The sequence below is a fragment of the Pseudoalteromonas sp. T1lg24 genome (genome assembly GCF_002964745.1).
In the GTDB taxonomy this organism is placed as follows: Bacteria; Pseudomonadota; Gammaproteobacteria; order Enterobacterales; family Alteromonadaceae; genus Pseudoalteromonas; species Pseudoalteromonas spongiae.
Genome location: NZ_PQCB01000006.1, coordinates 223,776 through 246,402, shown reverse-complemented (window position 1 = coordinate 246,402; position 22,627 = coordinate 223,776). Strand labels below are relative to the sequence as shown.

Here is a 22,627-nt window from a genome sequence, read left to right as displayed (position 1 = left end):
CTAATGCGTTTATCAAATAACATTATGTATCAAAACAACCTTGATAAAATTTTAGATAATCAGCAGAAGGTTGCGATTGCACAAGAAAAGGTTTCGACCCAAACGCGTATTCTAACACCGTCTGACGATCCCGCCGCATCTGCTCAAGCGTTACTCTTTAGTGAACGCATTAATATAAATGAACAGTTTCAAAAGAACAATAGTTATCTGACGAGCAAACTAAAAACTGAAGAAAGTGTATTACAAAATATTAAAACCTCTTTACAGCGAGGTTATCAATTGACGGTTCAGGCCGGTAATGGCGCGCTTACAGAGCAAGACAGAGCAACGATTGCTGAAGAAATGAAGTCTATTCAAGCAACACTGTATGATTTAATGAATTCAAAATCTGAAGATGGAAAGTTTATCTTTTCAGGTTTTCAGGATAATGTGCAAACGTATTCCTACAACGGTGCAACAGGCTCTTATGATTATCAAGGTGACCAAGGAAATCATGAGATGCAATTGGCGGTTGGTATAACCTTGCGATCTAGTGATAATGGTATTGATGCGTTTGAAAAAGTGGACGCACGACTAAACGTTAATACAAATACTCCCACGGTAGGTGGCGGTATCACAGCTGGATCTGTTATTGTCAAAGAGCAAGCTCAGTTCGATGCATATCACAAAGCTAATTATGATCCTCTTGTTCCTGCAAATAATGATTTACAAGTGACCGTAACTGCTGGTGCGCCTGACACTTATGCAATAACACTTGGCGGTACGCCAGTAGCATCAGGTAACTATAATGGCGAGGCAATAAATTTCCAGGGTATGGAAATAGATCTTTCTGGTGCAGCACCGGGTACGGCAGATTTTTCTTTAGCACCGCCGGAAAAGAAAAACATGTTGAATACTTTAGAAGAGTTAATTACCGGTTTAACCACCCCCGGATTGTCCAATGATGCCTACAGGGAATTTTTAGCAGATGGGATCACTGGGTTAACTAATGCGCAAAACCAAATATCGATCACCCAGGCAAACTTGGGAGGCCGCTTGAAAGTTGCAGAGAGGTTGCTTGATTCGACAACTGATATCAATATTAATCACAAAGAGTCTAAAGCAAATTTAATTGAATTAGATATGGCAGCGGCAATTTCTGAATTAACAAAAGAAGAGACAGCGTTGCAGGCTTCACAGGCAACATTTGGCCGCTTAACGCAGCTATCATTATTTGATTATATTCGATAGGAAAATAATTTTTCCTGATTTGAAGCGAGGTTTTTCCTCGCTTTTTTAATGTGTTTTTAACTATTTTGATACAAATACTACGTATACCGCTAAAGTTTATTAAGTCACAGTCGATATAGTTAATAACCCGCTTTTTAAATTCACTTCAAGTATTTGTTTTAATTTAAAAAAATTAAAAAATAAACTAAAGGAATTTTTATTCCTCCCGATAACGAAAGTAACTTAGAGAGATACAAATTAAAAAGTAACTCTCTTTAAAAGAGAAATTGAAAGTAAGTAAATTTTACTTCGGGAGAATGAGTCATGGCACTTTATGTAAATACAAATGTTAGTTCATTAAATGCACAACGTCAGTTAAGTAACTCTGGTAACGCACTAGACACATCTTTTCAGCGTTTATCATCAGGCCTTCGTATCAACAGCGCAGCTGACGATGCAGCAGGTTTACAAATTTCAGACCGTTTAGAGTCACAAATTCAAGGTTTAAGCCAAGGTAACCGAAATGCAAATGACGGTATCTCTTTGGCGCAAACTGCTGAAGGTGCGATGGAAGAAATTACAACTATGTTCCAGCGTGTACGTACACTTTCACAACAAGCATCAAACGGTTCAAATACTGATGAAGACCGTCTAGCGCTGCAAGAAGAAATCCGTCAATTGATGGATGAAGTAAATCGTGTTGCGTCTGATACAACGTTTGGTGGTACTAACTTACTTGACGGTTCATATGAAGCGAGTTTCCAGGTGGGTGCAGATGCTGTACAAACTATCGGCTTTAGTATGAAGAGTGTAGGCGGAACAGCTGCGGGTAATAGCTTAACGGCAAACGGCGGTTTCACACTTTCAGGTATCGCAGGAGCTGCGTCAACTGTAACAGGTAAAACTCTACACGGTGCGTCGTCGGATGGTGCTTTAATTGGTACATCTCAACAATCAGTATTGTCATCAATCGACTCTGATTACGATGCGTCAGGTACATTTGCGACAGTATTTACTGAAACAGGTATTTCAGTATCAACACAAGCGAATGCGCAGCAAGTTATGGCTGGTATGGATGCGCTAATAGCAGTAGTTGATAAAAAGCGTTCAGAGCTTGGTGCGGTACAAAACCGATTCCAATCAACTATTCGTAACCAGTCGAATATTGGTGAAAATTTAAGTGCAGCTAAATCTCGTATTAAAGATGCAGACTTTGCGCAAGAAACAGCGGCATTAACGCGTAACCAGATTTTACAGCAAGCAAGTCAAACAATCTTGAGCCAAGCTAACCAGCGTCCACAGGCGGCATTGAGTCTACTAGGGTAATTTAAGAGAAATGCCCTTATCAAATGGGGTAGTAGATAAGGGCATTAGAAACGGATATTTAAAGCGGAGGCAACTGCTATAAAACATCCAAACAAGTAAGTATAAGAAACCCTAAGGTCTCTCGTACTAAATTGATTAAGCAAATATAGTACCAATTATAAAACAAGTTTTTTGACGTCGCTATATTTCACCCTTACTTTCGTATTCTCTTTTTAAAAGGTTCCAACAATGGAACCTTTTTTTGTTTTTATCTTTTATGGCATAGATATTGAATTAAATTTATTCGAACAAGATATGTAGGAAAATTCGGAATACTTTTGCCGCTTAGCATACCTAAAGGCAAATATTTTCCTAAACCCTAGAGGCAATGTTGCAAGAAGTGCGTTGCACTGTGTTTATCGGGTTATTTATATCTAACCAATATAAAAAGAGATAGAGAGAGTAAGGTTATGGCTTTATATGTAAATACAAATGTAAGCTCACTAAATGCCCAGAGACAACTAGAACGCTCTGGGGGGGATTTGGACACCGCATTTAAACGTTTGTCTTCAGGCCTACGTATTAACAGTGCTGCAGACGATGCGGCAGGTCTACAGATTTCAGATCGATTACAATCACAAATAATGGGTTTAGAGCAAGGTAATCGAAATGCAAATGATGGCATTTCACTAGCTCAAACCGCTGAAGGCGCGATGGAAGAACTTACCACTATGTTTCAGCGAGTAAGGACACTTTCTCAACAGGCGGCTAATGGCTCAAATACAGATGAAGATCGTCTTGCTCTGCAAGAAGAAATTCGTCAATTAATGGATGAGGTTAACCGTGTAGCTTCAGATACAACGTTTGGTGGTCAGAATTTGCTTGACGGTTCATATGAAGCTAGTTTCCAAGTAGGCGCTGATGCAGTGCAGGTAATTGGTTTTAGTATGAAAGAGGTTGGTACAACCGATAATGGTGCCAATTCTCTGACGGCGAATGGGGGCTTTACGCTATCAGGTATTGCAAGTATTGCATCTGCTGTTACAGGTAAACCGTTACATGGCGCAGCTTCCGATGGCGCATTAATTGATTCAGTTCAACAAGCAGTACCTTCATCGCTTGACTCTGATTACACAGCGACAGATACATTCGCCAGCGTTTATACCGAGACAGGTATCTCTGTATCGACTCAGGTTGGCGCACAAATGGTAATGGCGGGCATGGATTCGCTGATCGCTGTTGTCGACAAAAAGCGCTCTGAGCTTGGTGCGGTGCAAAACCGTTTCCAATCGACAATTCGAAACCAATCAAATATTGCTGAAAACCTAAGTGCCGCTAAATCACGTATTAAAGATGCAGATTTTGCGAAAGAAACGGCATCATTGACTCGTGCGCAAATCCTTCAACAGGCAAGCCAGACTATTTTAGGTCAGGCGAATCAGCGTCCGCAGGCTGCATTGAGCTTATTACAAGGCTAATAATAAGCCATATAAAAAAACCTCCTTTATGGAGGTTTTTTTATGCCTGAAAAAATATTTTAAAAAAAGCTAAAGCTTTTTGTTCAGAAGTCGATACTCCAGTTAGAACACCTAAATTAGGATTCTAAATTGGGTTCAATTATTGAGTAGGGGTACTTAATTATTGAACGCTTAAGTTAATAAAGCGGAGGCAATTATGGCTTTATATGTAAATACAAATGTGAGCTCATTAAATGCTCAAAGACAGTTAAGTAAGTCTGAATCTGGTCTAGATACATCTTTCCAGCGATTATCGTCTGGTTTGCGTATTAATGGTGCGAAAGATGATGCGGCTGGTCTACAAATTTCAAACCGTTTAACTGGTCAAATTAATGGTTTGGGTCAAGGTATTCGAAATGCAAACGATGGTATTTCACTATCGCAAACTGCCGAAGGTGCGATGGAAGAAATTACGTCGATGTTCCAGCGTGTACGTACACTTTCGCAACAAGCATCAAACGGTTCAAATACTGATGAAGACCGTCTAGCGCTGCAAGAAGAAATCCGTCAATTGATGGATGAAGTAAATCGTGTTGCGTCTGATACAACGTTTGGTGGTACTAACTTACTTGACGGTTCATATGAAGCGAGTTTCCAGGTGGGTGCAGATGCTGTACAAACTATCGGCTTTAGTATGAAGAGTGTAGGCGGAACAGCTGCGGGTAATAGCTTAACGGCAAACGGCGGTTTCACACTTTCAGGTATCGCAGGAGCTGCGTCAACTGTAACAGGTAAAACTCTACACGGTGCGTCGTCGGATGGTGCTTTAATTGGTACATCTCAACAATCAGTATTGTCATCAATCGACTCTGATTACGATGCGTCAGGTACATTTGCGACAGTATTTACTGAAACAGGTATTTCAGTATCAACACAAGCGAATGCGCAGCAAGTTATGGCTGGTATGGATGCGCTAATTGCAGTAGTTGATAAAAAGCGTTCAGAGCTTGGTGCGGTACAAAACCGATTCCAATCATCAATTCGTAACCAATCAAATGTTTCAGAAAACTTAAGTGCAGCTCGTTCACGTATTCGTGATACTGACTTTGCAACAGAAACTGCAGCATTGACACGTAATCAAATCTTACAACAAGCAAGTACTTCAATTCTAAGTCAAGCAAATCAGCGTCCTCAAGTAGCATTGTCGCTATTAGGGTAATGCAAAATGATTGGCGGAAGTAGCATCGAGAGGCTACTTCCGCTGGTTAGTGTATAATTGAATTAGGTACATATGAATCGGAGGGGGATATGCAGAATATTAGCTCAATGGCTGAAAACTCTGTGATTTCGGAGTTAGTACCAAATAGTAATGTAAAAGAAGATGTTGGCACGGAAACTGTATCTAAAACGCAACAAGTTGAGGAAGTAGTTGAACCAAGACCGAGCACTGAAGCTGAGCGCGCATCTTTTTTTGAAGACATACGAAAAAACTTAGAGAAAATAAATCAATTCATTCCAATTCAGTCAACGAATTTAGTTTTTGAGTTTGATGAATTGGGTGATCCACCCATTATCAAGGTTGTCGATAAAGATAGCAGTGAAATTATCCGGGAGATACCGCCCAGAGAGTTTAGCGAAATGGCTAAAGCTTTAGATGAATTTGCCGATAAGTTAAACAGTAGTGCTCTGATTTTTGATTCAGTTGTATAGTAAGAAGTTATATTTTGGAGGTTTTACATGGCGTCTATTACATCATTAGGTGTTGCATCAGGGCTCGATCTTGAGGCAATTGTCAATGCATCGATTAACGCTGAAAATGTTCCAAAAATGGAAGCGTTTATTGCCAGAGATGAAGCTATTCAAGTAGAGCTGTCTGGTGTAGGGGCTATTAAGTCGGCGCTTAAACAGTTTCAAGAAACGCTAGAGAAATTGGCTGATATCGATAATTTTAATAATCGGACAGCTAGTATCAAACAGCCAGCTTCTGGAGATGCAATATCCGTTACCACTACGTCAGGCTCTACGGCAGGTAACTTTAATGTTGAAGTAACGCAGTTGGCGCAAGGTTCGAGAGCTGTTTCTGATGCAGGGTCGTCTTACTCATCGTCAACTGATGTAGTTACTGCAAGTGGTGGTCAATTGACTTTTACTGCTGGTTCTAAAAGTTTCGATGTAACGTTGGATGCAGGAGCGACACTTGAAGATTTACGCACCGCAATCAATGATGCAAGTACAAATTTTGGCGTTACGGCAAATATTGTAAACACAGGCAGTGAATCTAAGCTTGTTCTCACTTCTAACGAAACTGGCGCAGGAAACGACCTAGCTATAACTAATAATACAGCCGAATTAGATAAAGTATCGACAGTTGCGAATGGCGGTGGTACCGGTGGCATGGCCATTGCTACGGAAGATAAAGCAACAGATGCCATTATTAAAGTTGATGGTTTAGAAATTACAAATAGCAGCAACACTTTTAAAGACGCAGTTCAAGACATGACAATTAAAGCATTGGCTTTGACTGAAGCAGGAGAGTCCGCAAAGTTAACAATCGACTATGATAAAACAGCGGTGAACGAGTTGATTGATAAGTTTGTTGCAGACTACAACAATCTTGTAGGGACTATTGGGTTTCAAACCAGGCCAGAGCAAGGTTTAGCTGGTGATGGTACTATGCGCTCACTTCAATCGCAGTTAATCAATACGCTTTCGACAGAGTTGACTGATGCAGGCCCTTTTGGCAGCATCTTTGATATTGGTTTAGGTGTTGATAAAAAGGGATATTTAGAGAAATCTACGTTAGTGAGAAGCGTTAATGAAGCGTTAGACGAAAATTTTGACGATGTTGGCATGGCGTTTGCTGGTCCAAATGGCGTGGCAAAAAAGTTTGAAGAGATGTTAGCGAATTATTTGGATTCTGATGGCATTATAAAACAACGAGAAGATGATCTGAACGCACAGACTGATAAGTTAGAGACAGATGTCGAAAACCATCAGTATCGTATGGAGCAATTGGAAGCGAGATTGCGTAAGCAGTACTCGTCTCTAGATATTTTGCTTGCAGAAATGCAGTCAACACAAAGTTATTTGTCAGCTCAGTTAGCAAGCCTACCAGGCTTTACTAAACCTAAATCATAATTTTTAAGCAAAAGGTGTCGTATGTATAACGCTAAAATTCAAAATTATCAGAAAGGCGCAATCAAAGCTCAAGTTGCAGGTGCTGACCGCTATCAAATAATTCAGATGCTAATGGCTGGAGCATTGGAAAAAATGGTGCACGCGAAAGTTGCAATAGATAAAAAGGCGTTATCTGCTAAAGCTGAACACATCTCTAAGGCTTCTGCGATTGTTGACTCATTGAGAAGTTGTCTAGACTTTGAAGTGGGCGGTGAAGTATGTGAAAACCTGTATGCATTGTATTCATACATGTTAGACCGTTTGTTAGATGCAAGTGTTAATAATGATGTGGCACCAATTGATGAAGTCATGGCGCTTCTAAAAGAAATAAAGTCTGCATGGGATGAAATACCTGTTTCTGTGCGTGAGAAAACATTAGCTTCCAACCAACAGAGCCAGGCAAGTGTCGGATAATATAGCCAAAGCTGAGCAACTATTATCAGAATTGGAAGCGTGTTCTAGTGATAATGTCGAAGCGTTAACGTTGTTGGTGAAGCAATTTGATTTGTTAGTTAGAGAAATTAACTTGTCAGAAGACAATAGTGCAGCCTTTGCCGAAATTGCTAGTCGCTTCAGCGCCATACTTCGTGAACTTGAAAAGCAACAAAAGCAAGTGCGTAGTGATGTACTTGCACTTGATAAAAAGAAAAAGGTAATCAATTTATATAAGTCGTAATTCTGGTGCGATATTTGCTTTTACTGTGCTAATATTTAAAGGCTAAAATAGTTAAAGCAGAAAAAGGTTAGAATTATGGATAATCTTGAGCAATTACTAGAAGAAGCAGAAAAACAATTAGATACTGCTCGTGCTCACCAACTTAGAGAGCAAAAATTCGCTTTAGAAGCAAATCAAAGGTTTGAAAACAACCTAACAGCATTCAAAAAGTATTATCCTCAAATCTATAAAGAAATTACCCAAATCAAGCTTCGAGATGATTTTTGTATTCATGTTACTGAGTCAGGGCATGGTAATTTCTTTATGCAAGGTAAGGATGTGCCTTTATACGGAAACAACCCAATCGAGCAAGTAAAAGCTCAAGTTGATAAATACACAAAGAGTGCCAATTTTAGCAGAACAAATTATTTCGATACACAAGAGTGGGAAAGTAACGATGAGCGAATTCATGTGCGCTACATGCACAAGTTAGTTCGTTCTTTGCACTTCCAAGAAGACAATAAGTTACCTTGTTTAACAGAGTTACCCGAAAACTTTCCTACGTGTTTAATTTTTGGCATTGGTCTTGGTTACCATATTCCACTGCTTTTAGAAAAGCATCAATTTGACTATTTATTTATTTGTGAACCCGACTTAGAACTATTTTATGCAAGTTTATTTTGCATTAATTGGTTTAGCATAATTGAACAAATTGATAAGCAAAATGGTTGCTTGTTTTTGCATCTTGGAGTTAGTTACGAGGACTTTTTTAGTCAGGTCTTTGCCATAGGTGAAGATATCGGTGCTTTTTCTATAATAAATAGTTTTTGTTATCAGCATTATCCATCTGATGATGTAAACAAAATGATAAAGTCATTTTTTGATAATTATTATCAAGTACATCAAGGGTTTGGCTTCTATAATGACGCTATTACAGGATTATCTCATGCTCTGCATAATGTTAATCAAAAAGCTAACTTTTTAATGTCTTCGGCTATTACACGTGATGCAATTCAAGATGTACCTGTATTTGTGGTTGGTAATGGCCCCTCGTTAGACAAAGCAATTCCAGTTCTTAAAAAGTATCAAAACCAAGCGATTATTTTAGCTGCGGGTACAGCTTTTCAAAGTTTGTGCAAAGCGGGAATTAAAGCTGATTTTCATGTGTTGGTTGAGCGTCCGAAAATAACATACGATATCCAGCTCGACATTGCTCCCGAAGACGGATATTCAGACGTAAACTTACTAGCTGTAGATGTTATATACCCTGATCTATTACCGCTCTATAAATGGGTTGGGCTAGGATTAAAAGGGCCTGAAGCTTCATCGGCGCTTCTACAACGCGAAAGTACATTAAAGTATGGTCGCTCAATTGTGAATTTACCATGCTGTGGACCAATGGTTTCTAATACTGCAAGTTCTTTCGCCGCATGTTTAGGATTCAAAGATATTTATTTATTTGGTGTTGATAACGGATATTTAGAATCTGGAGAGACTCACTCAAAACTGAGCATTTATAATGATGATAATTTTAAAGCGCGTTTTAAAACTCTACAGGGTGCAAATATTGAGTTTGAAGCCAACCTTACCCAAAAAGTAAAGGCTACATCTTTAATGGCGATGTCAAAAAGCATGTTTGATAAGCTAGTAAGAGCATTGCCAAATACTAACTTTTATAATGTTGGTGAAGGCGCGAAGATTAATGGAGCAATTCCCTTAACAGAAGAAAATGTTTATTTGGAATCTCGAGAACTAGATAAAGAAAGCGTAATTGATGAGATCAAAGTTGGTCATTTTCGGACTCTAGAACTTAATAATTTAGAAGAAAAAATAGATTTTGATGAATATGAGTCATTGTGTGACTATCTTATTGAAATAGGTGAACGTCCATACACTAATCGTGAAGAGGCACATGAAGTGTTAAAAGCACAACAGCGCCTTGTATATGCATATAAAAAGTCAAAGCATCGTCATTTGTTCCATATGTTAAAAGGTACGTTGCTTTACTTCCATTGTCCGTTGGTTACTTTATTGTATTACTACCAAGATGAGCAATATACATTGGCTAAGTTTTCTGAATGTATGAATATTTGGCAGGAATTCCTGAATAAAGTTAAATTCGACTTTAGGTTGAATTATTTAGAAAAGTGCGACTATACCAAAGACGAATATAAACGGGGAGAGTGACTGTGCGTTTAGAGCATATATTAGGGCGAGAGCTCGATTTACTTACGGCTGATATAGCAAAGCACAGATCAACTTTGTCTGATCAAGTGGCGGCAAGTTCATTTTTAGTATTAGGTGGTGCAGGGACGATAGGAAAAGCTGTTGTTAAAGAGTTGTTTGAACGACAGCCAAAAAAGCTTCATGTTATTGATATAAGTGAAAATAACCTGGCTGAGCTAGTAAGAGATTTACGCTCTAATCAAGGGTATATATCAGGTGAATTTGATACGTTTTGTTTAGATATTGGTAGTGATGAATTTGACGCTTACTGTAATGCTCAAACGGGCTTTGATTACGTATTAAATTTATCAGCACTAAAGCATGTGCGCAGTGAAAAAGATCCATTTACATTAATGAGAATGATCCGAGTCAATATATTAAATACAATTAAATCAATTGAGCTTGCAAAGGCTAAGGGAGCTAAAAAGTACTTTTGTGTTTCAACAGATAAAGCTGCAAATCCAGCTAATATGATGGGTGCATCGAAGCGAATAATGGAACTGTTTTTAGCTAAATATTCAAATGAGATTAGTATATCAACAGCGCGATTCGCCAATGTTGCGTTCTCAGATGGCTCTTTGTTGCATAGTTTTAATCAACGTCTCAGTCTTACCCAACCTTTGGCTGCACCAACTGATGTACAACGTTATTTTGTGAGTGAAAAGGAGGCTGGTGAGATATGCTTACTTTCTTGCTTGCTCGCCGATAATGGGCAAGTATTTTTCCCAAAGCTTGAAGAGCATAAACACTTAAATACATTTTCTGACATAGCTATAAAATTCTTAGAAGAAAAAGGTTTTAGCCCTGTCGTATTCAAAGACGAGCAGCAAGCGAGAGATTTTAACTTCACAGAAAATCCTGGCAAATGGCCTTTATTGTTAACTAAAAGTGATACGACTGGTGAAAAAGGTATCGAAGAGTTTTTCACAGACCAAGAGCAAGTTAATCTAGAAAAGTTTAATGGACTAGGCATTGTAAAAGAACTAGTGTCTGAAGGTTTTTTCGATGAAGATATGCTCAAACTATTTTTGATAGAGATACAGAGCTATATAAGTCTGGGTCGGTGGACTAAATTAGAGTTAGTTAAGCTGTTTCAAACATTGCTGCCAGATTTTGACCACCTTGAGACCGGTAAAAGTCTTAATAATAAAATGTGAAACTATGATACCTAATGACGTTGTAAATTGTGTAAGAGATATATATGAAAGTAATGACTTTATATCGCTTCACGAGCCTACTTTTGGTAGTACCGAAGAAGAGTATGTTTTAAACACTGTACGTTCTACTTTTGTGTCAAGTGTAGGGCAATATGTTGAACAGTTTGAACAAGGTGTAGCTGACTATGTAAAGCATAATAACGCAGTTGCTGTAGTTAATGGTACCGCTGCACTGCACGCCGCTTTGCATTATATAGGGGTTGGCTTTGGTGACTTAGTAATTACTCAAGCGTTTACGTTTGTAGCTACATGTAATGCGATTAAACAACTTGGCGCGGAGCCTGTTTTTGTTGATATTAACCATGAAAGCTTAAGTTTGTGCCCTCAGGCTTTGGCTAATTTTTTAGAGGAACAGTGTCAACTGTCAGAACAAGGAGTTTGTGTTCATAGAGCGTCTGGTAAGGCGATTAAAGCAATGGTACCAATGCATACATTTGGGCACCCTGCAAAAATGGATGAGATCCAAATCATAAGCCAAAAGTGGGGAATAAAGGTTGTTGAAGATGCAGCCGAAAGTTTGGGTTCTCTTTATAATGGAAAACATACAGGCACGCTAGGTGATCATGGAATAATTAGCTTTAATGGGAATAAGATTATTACATGTGGTGCAGGTGGAATAATCCTATCAAAGCATTTAGCTGCAGCGAATGCAATAAAACATCTTACGACTACCGCAAAAAAACCGCATTCTTGGGAATTTGAACATGACCAGCTCGCGTTTAATTACCGCATGCCTAATCTAAATGCAGCGCTTGGTTGTGCTCAGTTGGAAAAGCTCTCACAAATTGTTGAACAAAAACGAGCGCTGGCCAAGTTTTACCATCGATTTTTTAGTGATAGTGAATATCAATTTGTTTGTGAGCCTAAATATGCACAATCAAATTATTGGTTAAATGCGTTAGTTTGCCAATCGGAAAAGCATCGAAACGAGTTACTTGAATTCACCAATAGTAAACAGGTTATGACACGACCAGCGTGGCGATTGATGCATACTTTACCCATGTATTCTGAATGTATTCGCGGGGATTTGAGTACATCAGTGTTTTATCAATCTCGAATTGTAAACATCCCAAGTTCTTATAATTACAAATTAAAAGTTATATGAAAAATTTTGCGGTATTGACTGGAACACGCGCTGATTATGGCATATTAAGGCCGTTATTAAGTAAGCTTGAAAATTCCTGTGAAGTTAATTTGTCACTATATGTGACAGGCACGCACTTATCAAAAGCGCATGGATACACAGTAGAAGAAATTCAATCTGATAGCTATGAAAAAATTTATTTGTTGCCAATAGACTTAGGTGAAAGTAAAGCAGAAGACTTGTGCTTAGCATCTTCAGAATTAATGCGTTTATTTACCAATCAAATAATAATGCACAGGCCTGATGCCTTAATTCTATTGGGTGACAGGTATGAGATATTAGTTGTTGCACAGGTTGCGTTGTTGCTTGATATTCCCATCGTTCACATTCATGGTGGAGAGGTTACTCAAGGAGCGATAGATGACAGTATACGGCATGCAGTGAGTAAATTAGCAACAATTCATTTCCCTTGTACTGACGCATTTGCTAATCGCTTACGGCAACTAGGAGAGGATGATAAAACGATCTTCAATGTCGGAGCTATGGGGGTTGAAAACGTACTCACTGGCGAAAAACAAGAAATAGAGTCTTTATTCTCGGAATTAAGTTTAGTATTGGATAAACCGGTATGCCTCGTCACGTACCATCCTGTGACTCATCCAGACTATAGGCATGAGAATAACCTTACTGAGCTTTTAAACGTGATTAAACGTTTTGATGACTTGCAGTTTGTTGTCACATTCCCTAATGGTGATAAAGAGGGCATCAAAATAATTGAACAGTGGCAATCAATTGCCGGTTTGAAACACGTGAAGATGATCCCAAGTTTAGGTATGCAAAGATATACGTCTCTGTTGCCCCATACGCTTTGTGTTATTGGTAATTCTTCAAGTGGGATAATTGAAGCGCCAGCAAGCGGTGTTCAAACGATTAATGTCGGTTCACGGCAAGATGGTCGCCCTCGTTCAGACTCGGTTATTGATGTACCTTTGTGTGAACATAATATCGCAAATGCGCTGATAGATATTTGTTCAGGTGATTTTGGTACGAAAGATCAAACAGGTTATATTGCCTATTCAGGTTGCGATGTATCTGAAAAAATATATCAAATACTTATTTCGTTAGATTGGGCTCGTTTGGCTAAAAGACCTTTTGTGGATAGATAATAGATGAAACAACCTGTATATGTGATTGCGGAAATTGGCGTAAATCATAATGGTGATTATGATAAAGCGATTTCACTTATTGACGTTGCCGTGAAAGCTGGTGCTAACGCGGTTAAATTTCAATCGTTTGTGCCCGAGAAGCTTGCAGCTAGAAACTTGAAAAAAGCGGATTATCAACATCACGGCGATAGTGCACCTGATCAATTAAGTATGCTACAAAATATGGCAATGCCTGAGCAATGGTATTCTCCGATTATAGGTTATTGCAAAGAACAAGGGATTGATTTTTTATCTACAGCATTTGACCAACAGAGCTTGCAACTACTTAATAAACATAAAGTAAAGACGTATAAAGTCGCTTCGGGAGAAATTACGAATTTGCCGCTTTTGTGGCAGACCGGACAATTTGCTAAAAATATCATCCTATCTACGGGAATGAGTAATTTAGCCGATATTGAACTTGCGTTAGCGAATTTGGCACACAGCTTTTTACACCAAAGCCAACCTGTGAACACGGATGAGGTTTTTATTGCGTATCACTCTGTAGCAGGTCAAGCTGCGTTGTCTGAACGCGTGACAATTTTACATTGTACTTCACAATATCCAGCGCCTGATAAGGCGATCTGTTTAAATGCGCTAGAGACCATAGCTAACGCATTTAAGTTAGCTGTTGGTTATTCTGATCATAGCCAAGACTTACTCGTTTCATCTTTAGCGGTGGCCAAAGGTGCGACAATAATCGAAAAGCACATAACACTTAGCCATGACTTACCAGGGCCTGACCACAAAGCCTCATTAGAACCACATGAATTTTATGACTTTGTAAAGCAAATTCGACGCACTGAATTGATACTTGGTTCGGGAGTTAAATCTGCTCAGTCGTGCGAGTTACAAACAAAATTAATTGCGCGACAAACGCTGGTTGCAAGTATGGTGATTAAACAAGGGGAGCTGTTTTCTCTTGCCAATTTAACTACACAGCGAACGGGAATTGATGCAGCCAGTCCAACAAAAATATGGGACTTACTTAATACTCCTGCGCTAAAAACATATCAAGCAGGAGATCCGATTGACTAAGAAGGTTTTTGTTCTTGGGGCCGGAGGTCATGCAAAAGTAGTGATCGATGCACTTAGAAAAATGGAGATTTCCATCGATGGTGTTATTGCGCGAGAGTATAGTAATCAAACAACACGATCGTGTGCAGGAGTCCCGTTAGTTGGTAATGACAGTTTTTTGACTCAACTTGATTCGCAGGAGGTACTACTTGCAAATGGAATTGGTCATTTGCCAAATCAGAAAAATATTCGTAAGCGAATGTTTAATATTGGAAAAAGTTTAGGGTTTCGATTTATAACAGTGGTACACCCTAGTGCGATTATTGCTGACTCAGTGAGTTTAGGAGAAGGATGCCAGGTCTTAGCTGGCGCAATAATTCAAGCGGATGCAAATATTGCCGATAATGTAATTATCAATACTCGTGCAACTATTGAGCATGATGTTCAAGTTAGTAATCATGTGACAGTGTCCCCAGGGGCTATTTTATGTGGTGGCGCGAAACTTGCTGAGTGCTGTTATATAGGCGCTGGTGCAATTGTATTACAGACATTTAGTGTCGGAACAGGAAGTGTAATTGCGGCAAGTAGTGTTGTGGCTAAAGATATCCCTGAGAATGTTGTTCTTATGGGGGCAAAGCCAAGCATTAATCCAATTTAAGGGTGGCAGCATGACAGAATGGCAAAGTGTAATAATTAAATCATCTGCGAGTTTTGAGAACGCAATTAAAGTTTTGGACTCGACAGGCAAAAGAATTGTTTTAATCACTGACGATACTGAGAAGTTGATAGGTACAGTGACTGATGGCGATGTCCGTCGTGGACTGTTACGTCATGTTGATTTCGCAAGCCCAGTCACACTTGTTATGTGTTCTGACCCGGTGATAGTTCCTCAGGGAACCTCACGAAAAGAAGTACTTACAGTAATGGAAGAGCGGAGTGTTATTCATGTTCCTGTTGTGAATAGCGATCATGAGATAGTTGGTTTGCACACTGTTTCAGAGTTTTACACCTCTGAACGCTACGATAATTATGTTTTCTTAATGGCAGGTGGATTTGGTACTCGATTACGACCACTTACCGATGAGTGCCCTAAACCTATGCTTAAGGTGGGCGGCAAACCAATGCTAGAAATAATTTTGCAGAGTTTTATTGAGGCAGGGTTTCATAAGTTTATAGTTTCAACACATTATCTTGCTGAACAAATTAAAGAATACTTCCAAGACGGTAGACATTGGGGCGTTACAATTGATTATGTGCATGAAGCGGAACCTCTTGGCACAGCAGGGGCGCTGGGTTTATTACCAAAAGAGAAAATAGATAAACCGTTTTTTGTAATGAATGGTGATTTACTGACTAATGTTGATTTTAGGAGTTTAAGTGACTTTCATGCTAGCTCAAATTCTATGGCGACTATGTGCGTCAGAGAGTATAGCCAGCAAGTGCCATACGGGGTGATCCAACACGATAATGAGAAAATAACCGATATCGTAGAAAAGCCAACTCAGAAGTACTTTGTAAATGCTGGTATCTATATGTTATCTCCTAAGCTTCTCGATTATGTGGCGCCAAATCAACGAGTTGACATGCCTGACTTATTAAATCAGTGCGTAGAAGACAACAGTGGTGTCAGTATGTTTCCGATCCACGAATATTGGCTTGATATTGGTCGATTGGCAGATTTTGAAAAAGCACAGCTTGAAGTTATGGAATTAATCAATAAATGCTGACCGTTTTATGTATCGGACTCGGTAATATTGCAAAGCGGCATATACATAATTTAAACGGCATAAAGCCAATATCTAAATTGTGTGTGGTTCGAAAGAGTCACCAAAAAGAATCGATCGCTGATGTTAAGGATGTAAGATTTTTTCAGTCAATAGATGAAATCCCAGATTCGATAATTTTCGATTTTGCACTCATTTGTTCACCGAGTAGCGCTCATTTACATGATATGGTAAGTGTTAAAAGAAAAGGGATTCGGTTTTTTGTAGAAAAGCCTCTGTTGGCGAGAGCAAACGAGATAGTGCAACTTGATGATTTGTTAGGTAACGAGAACTTACCTGTAGTAGGCTACAACTTGCTTTATACCCGAGGTTTTCAAAAAATAGCTGCATTACTCAAGCAAAAAACTGTAGGAGATATTTGGCAAATAGATTGTAAAGTGGGACAGTACCTACCTGATTGGCGCAGCAATAAGCCTTTCTCCAACACAGCGTCTGCAAATGCTAGTATGGGTGGAGGCGCACTGCTTGAATTAAGCCATGAATTAAATTATCTACTGGAATTGTTTAAATTTAACTCATTGACAATTCAAGCAAATTTGATGTCGCATTCAAGTTTAAAGATGGACTGCGAAAACCAAGTTGATATTCTGTGCAAAGCTATTTTGTCTGACAAAGATAACCCTGTCAGTATGCATATTAATTTAAATATGCTATCCCGAAATGCCACTCGTTATTTAACCATTGAAGGGACAATGGGCTCATTGTATTGGGATCTCGTTAAACAAGTAATTAAAATTAAATTGTTTGATCAGACGCGAAGATTGTTGACGTTTCTGAAGATCCAAATATTGCGTACAAACATTTGATGTATGCTGCACTTGATGAACAAGGCTCTGGGCTGAAAACAGAGCGATTTGATAAAGCAAAAAAAACGATGCAATGGATAGAATGGATACGCATTGCTGCACGTGAAAAAAAACAAATGAGCTATGATTTAACATGGTAACTAAAAAAATATGTTTTACTTTTGCAAGAGCCGGTTCTAAAGGAGTGGTCGGTAAAAATATAAAGCCTTTAATGGGTAAACCGTTACTAACTTATGCAATTGATGAAGTTAAAAAGCTTGATGGCATTGCAGCTCATTATGTTTCGACAGATGGTGACGACATTGCGCGTACTGCTAGAGATAATGGGGCTGATGTTATTTATCGTCCAAACCACTTGGCCACTGATAATGCGAATGAGTGGCAGGCATGGCAGCATGCTGTGACTACTTTGATAGAAAGCGGAGAGATGTCTCCTGATGATGTTTTTATCAGCGTTCCAGCAACTTCTCCACTGCGCACGGCCGCAGATATATCAAAAATTATAACAGCCTTTGAAAGCACCCATGGTGACTTAGCGCTGGGTATTTGTAAAACGAATCACAGCCCATATTTTAATATGGTACATCGGAACTCAAACGGTGATGTAGAGATTATTAATCAACGTTCTGGAGTATTTCGTAGACAAGATTCACCGAATGTTTATAACATTACAACGGTTGCTTATGTAACAACAGCGAGGTTCCTTTTAGAGAATCAAAGTGTAATGGCGGGCAGAACTATTGGCGTAGAAATAGAAGAAGAACACGCCATCGACATAGATACACAGTTAGACTTCGATTTTGCCGAGTTTTTAATGGCGAGACGAAATTCACAGAGAGCGGTATGAGAAACATAGCTACACTACAAGATTTAACGGGAACTTGGGCCTTGATCACCGGAGGTGCAGGTCATGTAGGTACGGCTGCAGCGGACACCTTGTTAGAGCTTGGATGCAACGTAATTCTGTTAGATCGAGACCAAACCTTGCTTGAAAGAGCTTTGAGCTCTTTACATTTCGCTCATGGAAAAAATGTTTTTAGTGTACAGTGTGACCTTGCGTGTAAACAATCAATTCATCGTGCTGTTGATGAAGTAGCAGATATTTCATCTAATAAACTGAATGTTTTGATTAATAATGCAGCATTTGTTGGAACTGATGAATTGAAAGGTTGGGCCGTACCATTTGAGCAGCAGGATATCAACACGTTTGATGATTGCTTAAATGTTAATTTATCCGCTCCTTTTTTATTAGCACAGAAATGTATCCCCTTGTTTAAAAACACTGATTCGCCTCTCAAAAGTATTGTTAATGTGTCCTCTATCTACGCGTTAGTCGGGCCTCAGATGGCGATGTATGAAGGTACTAATTTAGGAAACCCAGCGGCATATGCCGCTAGTAAAGCTGGGCTTATGCAGCTAACAACTTGGTTAAGCAGCGTGGTAGCCCCGACGATTCGAGTGAATAATTTGGTGCTTGGGGGTATTTTTAGAAACCAAGATTCGGCTTTTTTAGCGCAGTATACAGCTAGAGTGCCCTTAGCACGTATGGCTACAGAAGAAGATGTAAAAGGAGCATTTGCCTATTTATGTAGTCAAATGTCAAATTATATGACTGGTCAGTCTATCGTTTTAGATGGCGGTTGGACGGCAATATAGCACTTATAGCCTCACTAGAATGTTTGTACTATATTTGTACAGTAGGTTGGCTTTAGGGGTTTTATATGAAGATCCAAAATCAAAATTTTGCTTTTTTCAATCGCACTGAGGAAAAAAGCAAAACATTACTTGAACAATTAGCTAGCGGAAAGCGGGTTAATTCAGCATCTGATGACGCAGCGGCACTGCAAATTATTGACAGATTGCAAGCGCAGCAAAACGGTCAAAACCAAGCTATCCGAAATGCTTATGATGGTATTTCATATGCACAAGTCGCTGAGGGGGCGCTCGCTGGGGTAAATGAATCTGTATCTCGTATTGAGCAATTATCATTGCAAGCTGCAAACGGTGCATTAACAGACTCTGATAGAAGTGCAATTCAAGAGGAGATATCGCAGCTACAAACAGGTATTACTGAAACCTATGAAAACACTACATTTGGTGGTGCAAAATTGCTTGATGGTAATGATGTAACCTTTCAGGTGGGTGCAGATGCAAATCAAACCCAAAGCTTGAATCCCGGTGATAATAGTGTTGTTTCAAATGTGCTTACTATTGACGTTTCGACCCAAGCTGGTGCTCAAGCTGCCATAAGTGTGACTCAACAGGCACGTGACGATATTAATTCTAATCGTGCTAGTTTAGGTGCTAGTCAAAACGCGTTTGAGCAGAACATTCGTGGGTTGACGAATAATGCGATTAATGTGGCTGCGTCACAAAGCCGTATTCAAGATACTGATTACGCTCAAGCAATTTCTCAACAAACGGCTAATGATATTCTCTCACAGGCATCGGTAGCGCTTGCTGGTCAGGCAAATCAAAATGCCAGCCAAGTACTTGGCTTGCTTTAATTTGCTTGTGATAAATCAAACTTTGGTGTCAATTTTTTGAATTGACGCCAAAATCCCGCCACTTGTACCTTGCAACATCGGTCTAAGCCGTTACAATAAAACAATAATTAGAATAACATTATAATTGTGCCCGTATATGAGCCTTACCAATTCCACTTGGGTTATTGACGAAAACGAGAATCGAGCAAATAAGTTAGTTGCATCACTGTGTTTTATTGGAGAACACGCGAAAGTGGCAACAGCAACAGACGTGCAAGAATCAGCATTGCATCATGTGGAAACGGTATTTTTAGGTGCGTTAACCGGTCATGATCATGAAACGCTGATAAAAAGCCAGCCAGAGACTCCTTTTATTCTAATTGGTGAAACGCTACGACCGCTATTATCGTTGGCTAACGTGATTGGCATTTTAGCGGAGCCTTTCGCTTATGCGCCAACCACTGAATTGCTGCGCGACTGTCAAGAATACAAACGTCATTTACCTAACTTAACCAATTCGCAGAATGAAAAACGCTTTGACGGCTTAATTGGAGCGACGTCTGAAATTGAGCATATTCGTTTTTTAATCCAACAAGTTGCAAAAACAAACGCGAATGTACTTATTTTAGGTGAGTCGGGCACAGGTAAAGAAGTTGTCGCACGCAATATTCATTTATTGTCTAATCGCAACAATGGACCATTTATTCCGGTTAACTGTGGCGCAATTCCCGGTGATTTACTGGAAAGTGAGTTATTTGGCCATGAAAAAGGGGCATTCACTGGGGCTATTTCTACGCGAAAAGGGCGATTTGAAATGGCACAAGGGGGAACTTTATTCCTTGATGAAATCGGTGATATGCCAAGCCAAATGCAGGTTAAGCTACTGCGAGTTTTGCAGGAGCGTGTATACGAACGTGTTGGTGGCGGCAAGCCAATAAAAGCAGATGTTCGTATCATCGCAGCCACGCACCGCAATCTAGAAACCATGATTGAAGAAGACGCGTTTCGTGAAGATTTATATTATCGCTTAAATGTATTTCCTATTGAAAACCCATCGCTGCGTGAGCGTAAAAATGATGTTCCTTTATTATTGCAAGAGTTGATTAAGCGCAACGTTGCAGTTGGTGGGGCAAATGTAAAGTTTACCGAGCGAGCGCTTGATAGTTTAAAAGAACATGGTTGGCCAGGTAACGTTAGGGAACTTTCTAATTTAGTAGAACGTATGCAAATTATGTTTCCAGAAAAAGTGGTTGATGTGTCTGATCTGCCTAAAAAATATCAGCATATTGATGTGGAAGAGTATATTCCTGAGTATCCAGAAGAGATTTTAGAGCGTCAGGCCCTCAACGATATTTTTAGTGAAGGCTTTGGTGAATTTGAAGACAACGACAGCGATACTTTTGATGTTCCACTTGATACAAGTCAACCTGCAGTACTGCCTGTAGAAGGTATCGAATTAAAAAGCTACTTAGCAGAGTTAGAAGTGTGTTTAATTGAACAAGCACTTGAGCGCAATGAACACGTGGTAGCGCGTGCTGCTGAAGTGCTTGGTGTAAGGCGCACAACGTTAGTTGAAAAGATGAAAAAGTATAATCTAAACAACTAAATAAGTTCACAGTAATGGCTTGCTTGTTAATTCATTTTGGCGTTAACAGTAGGCCATTTAGTCGGCATTTCCCCTATATAAATCTAAACGACAATTAGAGTCTAGACTCTATATTTCTTGTACCTAAGATAAATTATATTGAATTCAACTGTAATAATTGTTAATTTTTTGTATCGAGGTTGAGGAAAATAATAATTATAAGGTTGGTAGTATGAAACAATTCACAATTACGGCATGTTTAGCCTTGTCTTTACTTGGTTGTGGCGATCCCGATAGCTTGGATAACATTGAATTTGTTAAACGTAATTTAGAAAATAAAAACCTACACGAAAAGCTACTGACAATTGAGCTTACGAAAGATCGCTCGAAGCAGCACCAAGAGCTGTATCAAAAAATTAGTACAAGCTATAAACTACTTGAGCAAAGTAAAACTGAGAAAGACCGCTTTTCCTCGTACCACCATAGCTTTCTTGCCCGCGATGCATACTATACCGATGAATCTGACTATCAAGCCGTAGTGAGTGCCAAAAAACTAGAGGATGTCACTGGGCTGTATCGTCGCATTGAGCCTTATTTTAAAAATGAACAAGCTGCGGACTTTATGTATACCACTACCGCAGATACATGGGATATTTACTCGGTAATACAGCAAGTAAAATACAACGCGCAGGTTTTACATGCGGTTGACGAAGGTAAAAATGTTAAGAAGAAAAATAACAACCCAGAGTTAAGAAAGTGGTTAGATAGAGCCATTGCACGTGAGTATCAAGAACTACAAGAAATCGTTTTTATATTGGTTCAGGCTAGTGAGACCAATAAGGAAGATTTTTACGCGGATAAAAAACAAATTGAACAAGACGCCGACCGCATTCTAGCAGGTGTTCGTGCGGAAAAAGCCAGACAAATGTTAAAACCAGATATGTACGCATGGCAGCAAAAGAACTTATGGCGCTACGAACTGGTTAATAATACGTGCATGGTACTGGATGAAAAAATTAGAGATTACGCCATCGCAAAAGATTGTCATCGTCTATTAAAGGCATATGAAGGTTACACAATCGAGCCTGATGAATTTTCAAACTTCGCGGCTAAATCTCGTATGGCACGTAATAAGTTAGCGGCTGTGACCGAAGAATTAAAAGAACGCTACAACTACAGCGAAAAAGTGCAGAAGTCTGATTTAAAACCGAATGACCAACTTAACTCACTGATGATGTCGTTGAAAAAAGATATGTATCGTGCAACGCCAAATATTGGCATCTTATAGCAGGTCTTGTTGAGCTTAGTCTTCTTTTTGTTGCCCGTACGCAGCGAGGCGCAAACCGTTGCTCGATGTTTGTTTAGATTGCGAGGTGATGAATCAAACGTTGCAATACAAATGCATTGAAACAAA

Annotated in this window: 20 protein-coding genes and 2 pseudogenes; all 22 read left to right on the top strand. The window is 39.3% G+C overall.

Going from position 1 to position 22,627, the window contains the following annotated elements; all coding sequences use genetic code 11:
• Positions 1-3: 3 nt before the first annotated feature.
• The 22 genes and pseudogenes from flgL (at position 4) to C2M30_RS04045 (ending at position 22,501) form a co-directional block, all read left to right on the top strand.
• Positions 4-1,230: a flagellar hook-associated protein FlgL gene (gene flgL, locus C2M30_RS04145; protein WP_105170763.1), complete on the top strand. Its 1,227-nt coding sequence runs from the start codon at positions 4-6 to the stop codon at positions 1,228-1,230.
• 303 nt (positions 1,231-1,533) lie between these two features.
• The gene (locus C2M30_RS04140; protein WP_100912912.1) at positions 1,534-2,535 is read left to right on the top strand and encodes a flagellin N-terminal helical domain-containing protein; all 1,002 of its coding nucleotides are present in this window, start codon (positions 1,534-1,536) and stop codon (positions 2,533-2,535) included.
• A 449-nt stretch (positions 2,536-2,984) separates the two neighbouring features.
• Positions 2,985-3,567, top strand: a pseudogene (locus C2M30_RS22105) (flagellin N-terminal helical domain-containing protein); the annotation flags it as partial.
• A gap of 146 nt (positions 3,568-3,713) precedes the next feature.
• Positions 3,714-3,992: pseudogene (locus tag C2M30_RS22100) on the top strand (flagellin); the annotation flags it as partial.
• A gap of 196 nt (positions 3,993-4,188) precedes the next feature.
• Entirely contained in the window at positions 4,189-5,190 is a 1,002-nt protein-coding gene (locus C2M30_RS04130; protein ID WP_100912914.1) for a flagellin N-terminal helical domain-containing protein, read from the top strand.
• An 89-nt stretch (positions 5,191-5,279) separates the two neighbouring features.
• Positions 5,280-5,681 (top strand): flagellar protein FlaG, encoded by a 402-nt coding sequence (locus C2M30_RS04125; RefSeq protein WP_105170761.1) that lies wholly within the window; start codon positions 5,280-5,282, stop codon positions 5,679-5,681.
• A gap of 27 nt (positions 5,682-5,708) precedes the next feature.
• Entirely contained in the window at positions 5,709-7,109 is a 1,401-nt protein-coding gene (gene fliD / locus C2M30_RS04120) for a flagellar filament capping protein FliD (protein ID WP_100912916.1), read from the top strand.
• Between the two features lie 21 nt (positions 7,110-7,130).
• Positions 7,131-7,562, top strand: a complete 432-nt coding sequence (gene fliS / locus C2M30_RS04115; RefSeq protein WP_100912917.1) for a flagellar export chaperone FliS — start codon at positions 7,131-7,133, stop codon at positions 7,560-7,562.
• A complete protein-coding gene (locus C2M30_RS04110) occupies positions 7,552-7,824 on the top strand; it encodes a hypothetical protein (RefSeq protein ID WP_105170760.1) in 273 nt (90 codons plus the stop codon). Before fliS ends, C2M30_RS04110 begins: the two co-directional genes overlap by 11 nt.
• A 75-nt stretch (positions 7,825-7,899) precedes the next feature.
• Complete coding sequence (locus tag C2M30_RS04105; protein WP_105170759.1) at positions 7,900-9,990, top strand: motility associated factor glycosyltransferase family protein; 2,091 nt, start codon at positions 7,900-7,902, stop codon at positions 9,988-9,990.
• A gap of 2 nt (positions 9,991-9,992) precedes the next feature.
• Entirely contained in the window at positions 9,993-11,186 is a 1,194-nt protein-coding gene (locus C2M30_RS04100; protein ID WP_105171146.1) for a UDP-N-acetylglucosamine 4,6-dehydratase, read from the top strand.
• Positions 11,187-11,190: 4 nt separating this feature from the next.
• Positions 11,191-12,351, top strand: coding sequence for a LegC family aminotransferase (locus C2M30_RS04095; protein ID WP_105170758.1), 1,161 nt, complete (start codon positions 11,191-11,193; stop codon positions 12,349-12,351).
• The gene (neuC, locus tag C2M30_RS04090; protein ID WP_105170757.1) at positions 12,348-13,496 is read left to right on the top strand and encodes a UDP-N-acetylglucosamine 2-epimerase; all 1,149 of its coding nucleotides are present in this window, start codon (positions 12,348-12,350) and stop codon (positions 13,494-13,496) included. Before C2M30_RS04095 ends, neuC begins: the two co-directional genes overlap by 4 nt.
• 3 nt (positions 13,497-13,499) lie before the next feature.
• A complete protein-coding gene (locus tag C2M30_RS04085) occupies positions 13,500-14,573 on the top strand; it encodes an N-acetylneuraminate synthase family protein (protein WP_105170756.1) in 1,074 nt (357 codons plus the stop codon).
• Complete coding sequence (locus C2M30_RS04080) at positions 14,566-15,210, top strand: acetyltransferase (RefSeq protein WP_158683312.1); 645 nt, start codon at positions 14,566-14,568, stop codon at positions 15,208-15,210. The genes C2M30_RS04085 and C2M30_RS04080 overlap by 8 nt, the downstream gene beginning before the upstream one ends.
• Positions 15,211-15,220: 10 nt before the next feature.
• Positions 15,221-16,279: a nucleotidyltransferase family protein gene (locus C2M30_RS04075; RefSeq protein WP_105171145.1), complete on the top strand. Its 1,059-nt coding sequence runs from the start codon at positions 15,221-15,223 to the stop codon at positions 16,277-16,279.
• Positions 16,273-17,142, top strand: a complete 870-nt coding sequence (locus C2M30_RS04070; RefSeq protein ID WP_105170754.1) for a Gfo/Idh/MocA family protein — start codon at positions 16,273-16,275, stop codon at positions 17,140-17,142. Before C2M30_RS04075 ends, C2M30_RS04070 begins: the two co-directional genes overlap by 7 nt.
• A 133-nt stretch (positions 17,143-17,275) precedes the next feature.
• Positions 17,276-17,989, top strand: a complete 714-nt coding sequence (locus C2M30_RS04065; protein WP_100912926.1) for an acylneuraminate cytidylyltransferase family protein — start codon at positions 17,276-17,278, stop codon at positions 17,987-17,989.
• Positions 17,986-18,798: an SDR family oxidoreductase gene (locus C2M30_RS04060; protein ID WP_100912927.1), complete on the top strand. Its 813-nt coding sequence runs from the start codon at positions 17,986-17,988 to the stop codon at positions 18,796-18,798. The genes C2M30_RS04065 and C2M30_RS04060 overlap by 4 nt, the downstream gene beginning before the upstream one ends.
• Before the next feature lie 65 nt (positions 18,799-18,863).
• On the top strand, positions 18,864-19,649 hold the full coding sequence (locus C2M30_RS04055; RefSeq protein ID WP_105170753.1) for a flagellin N-terminal helical domain-containing protein: 786 nt from the start codon (positions 18,864-18,866) through the stop codon (positions 19,647-19,649).
• Between the two features lie 136 nt (positions 19,650-19,785).
• Positions 19,786-21,234, top strand: a complete 1,449-nt coding sequence (locus C2M30_RS04050; RefSeq protein WP_105170752.1) for a sigma-54 dependent transcriptional regulator — start codon at positions 19,786-19,788, stop codon at positions 21,232-21,234.
• 211 nt (positions 21,235-21,445) lie between these two features.
• The gene (locus tag C2M30_RS04045) at positions 21,446-22,501 is read left to right on the top strand and encodes a hypothetical protein (RefSeq protein WP_105170751.1); all 1,056 of its coding nucleotides are present in this window, start codon (positions 21,446-21,448) and stop codon (positions 22,499-22,501) included.
• Positions 22,502-22,627 lie beyond the last annotated feature (126 nt).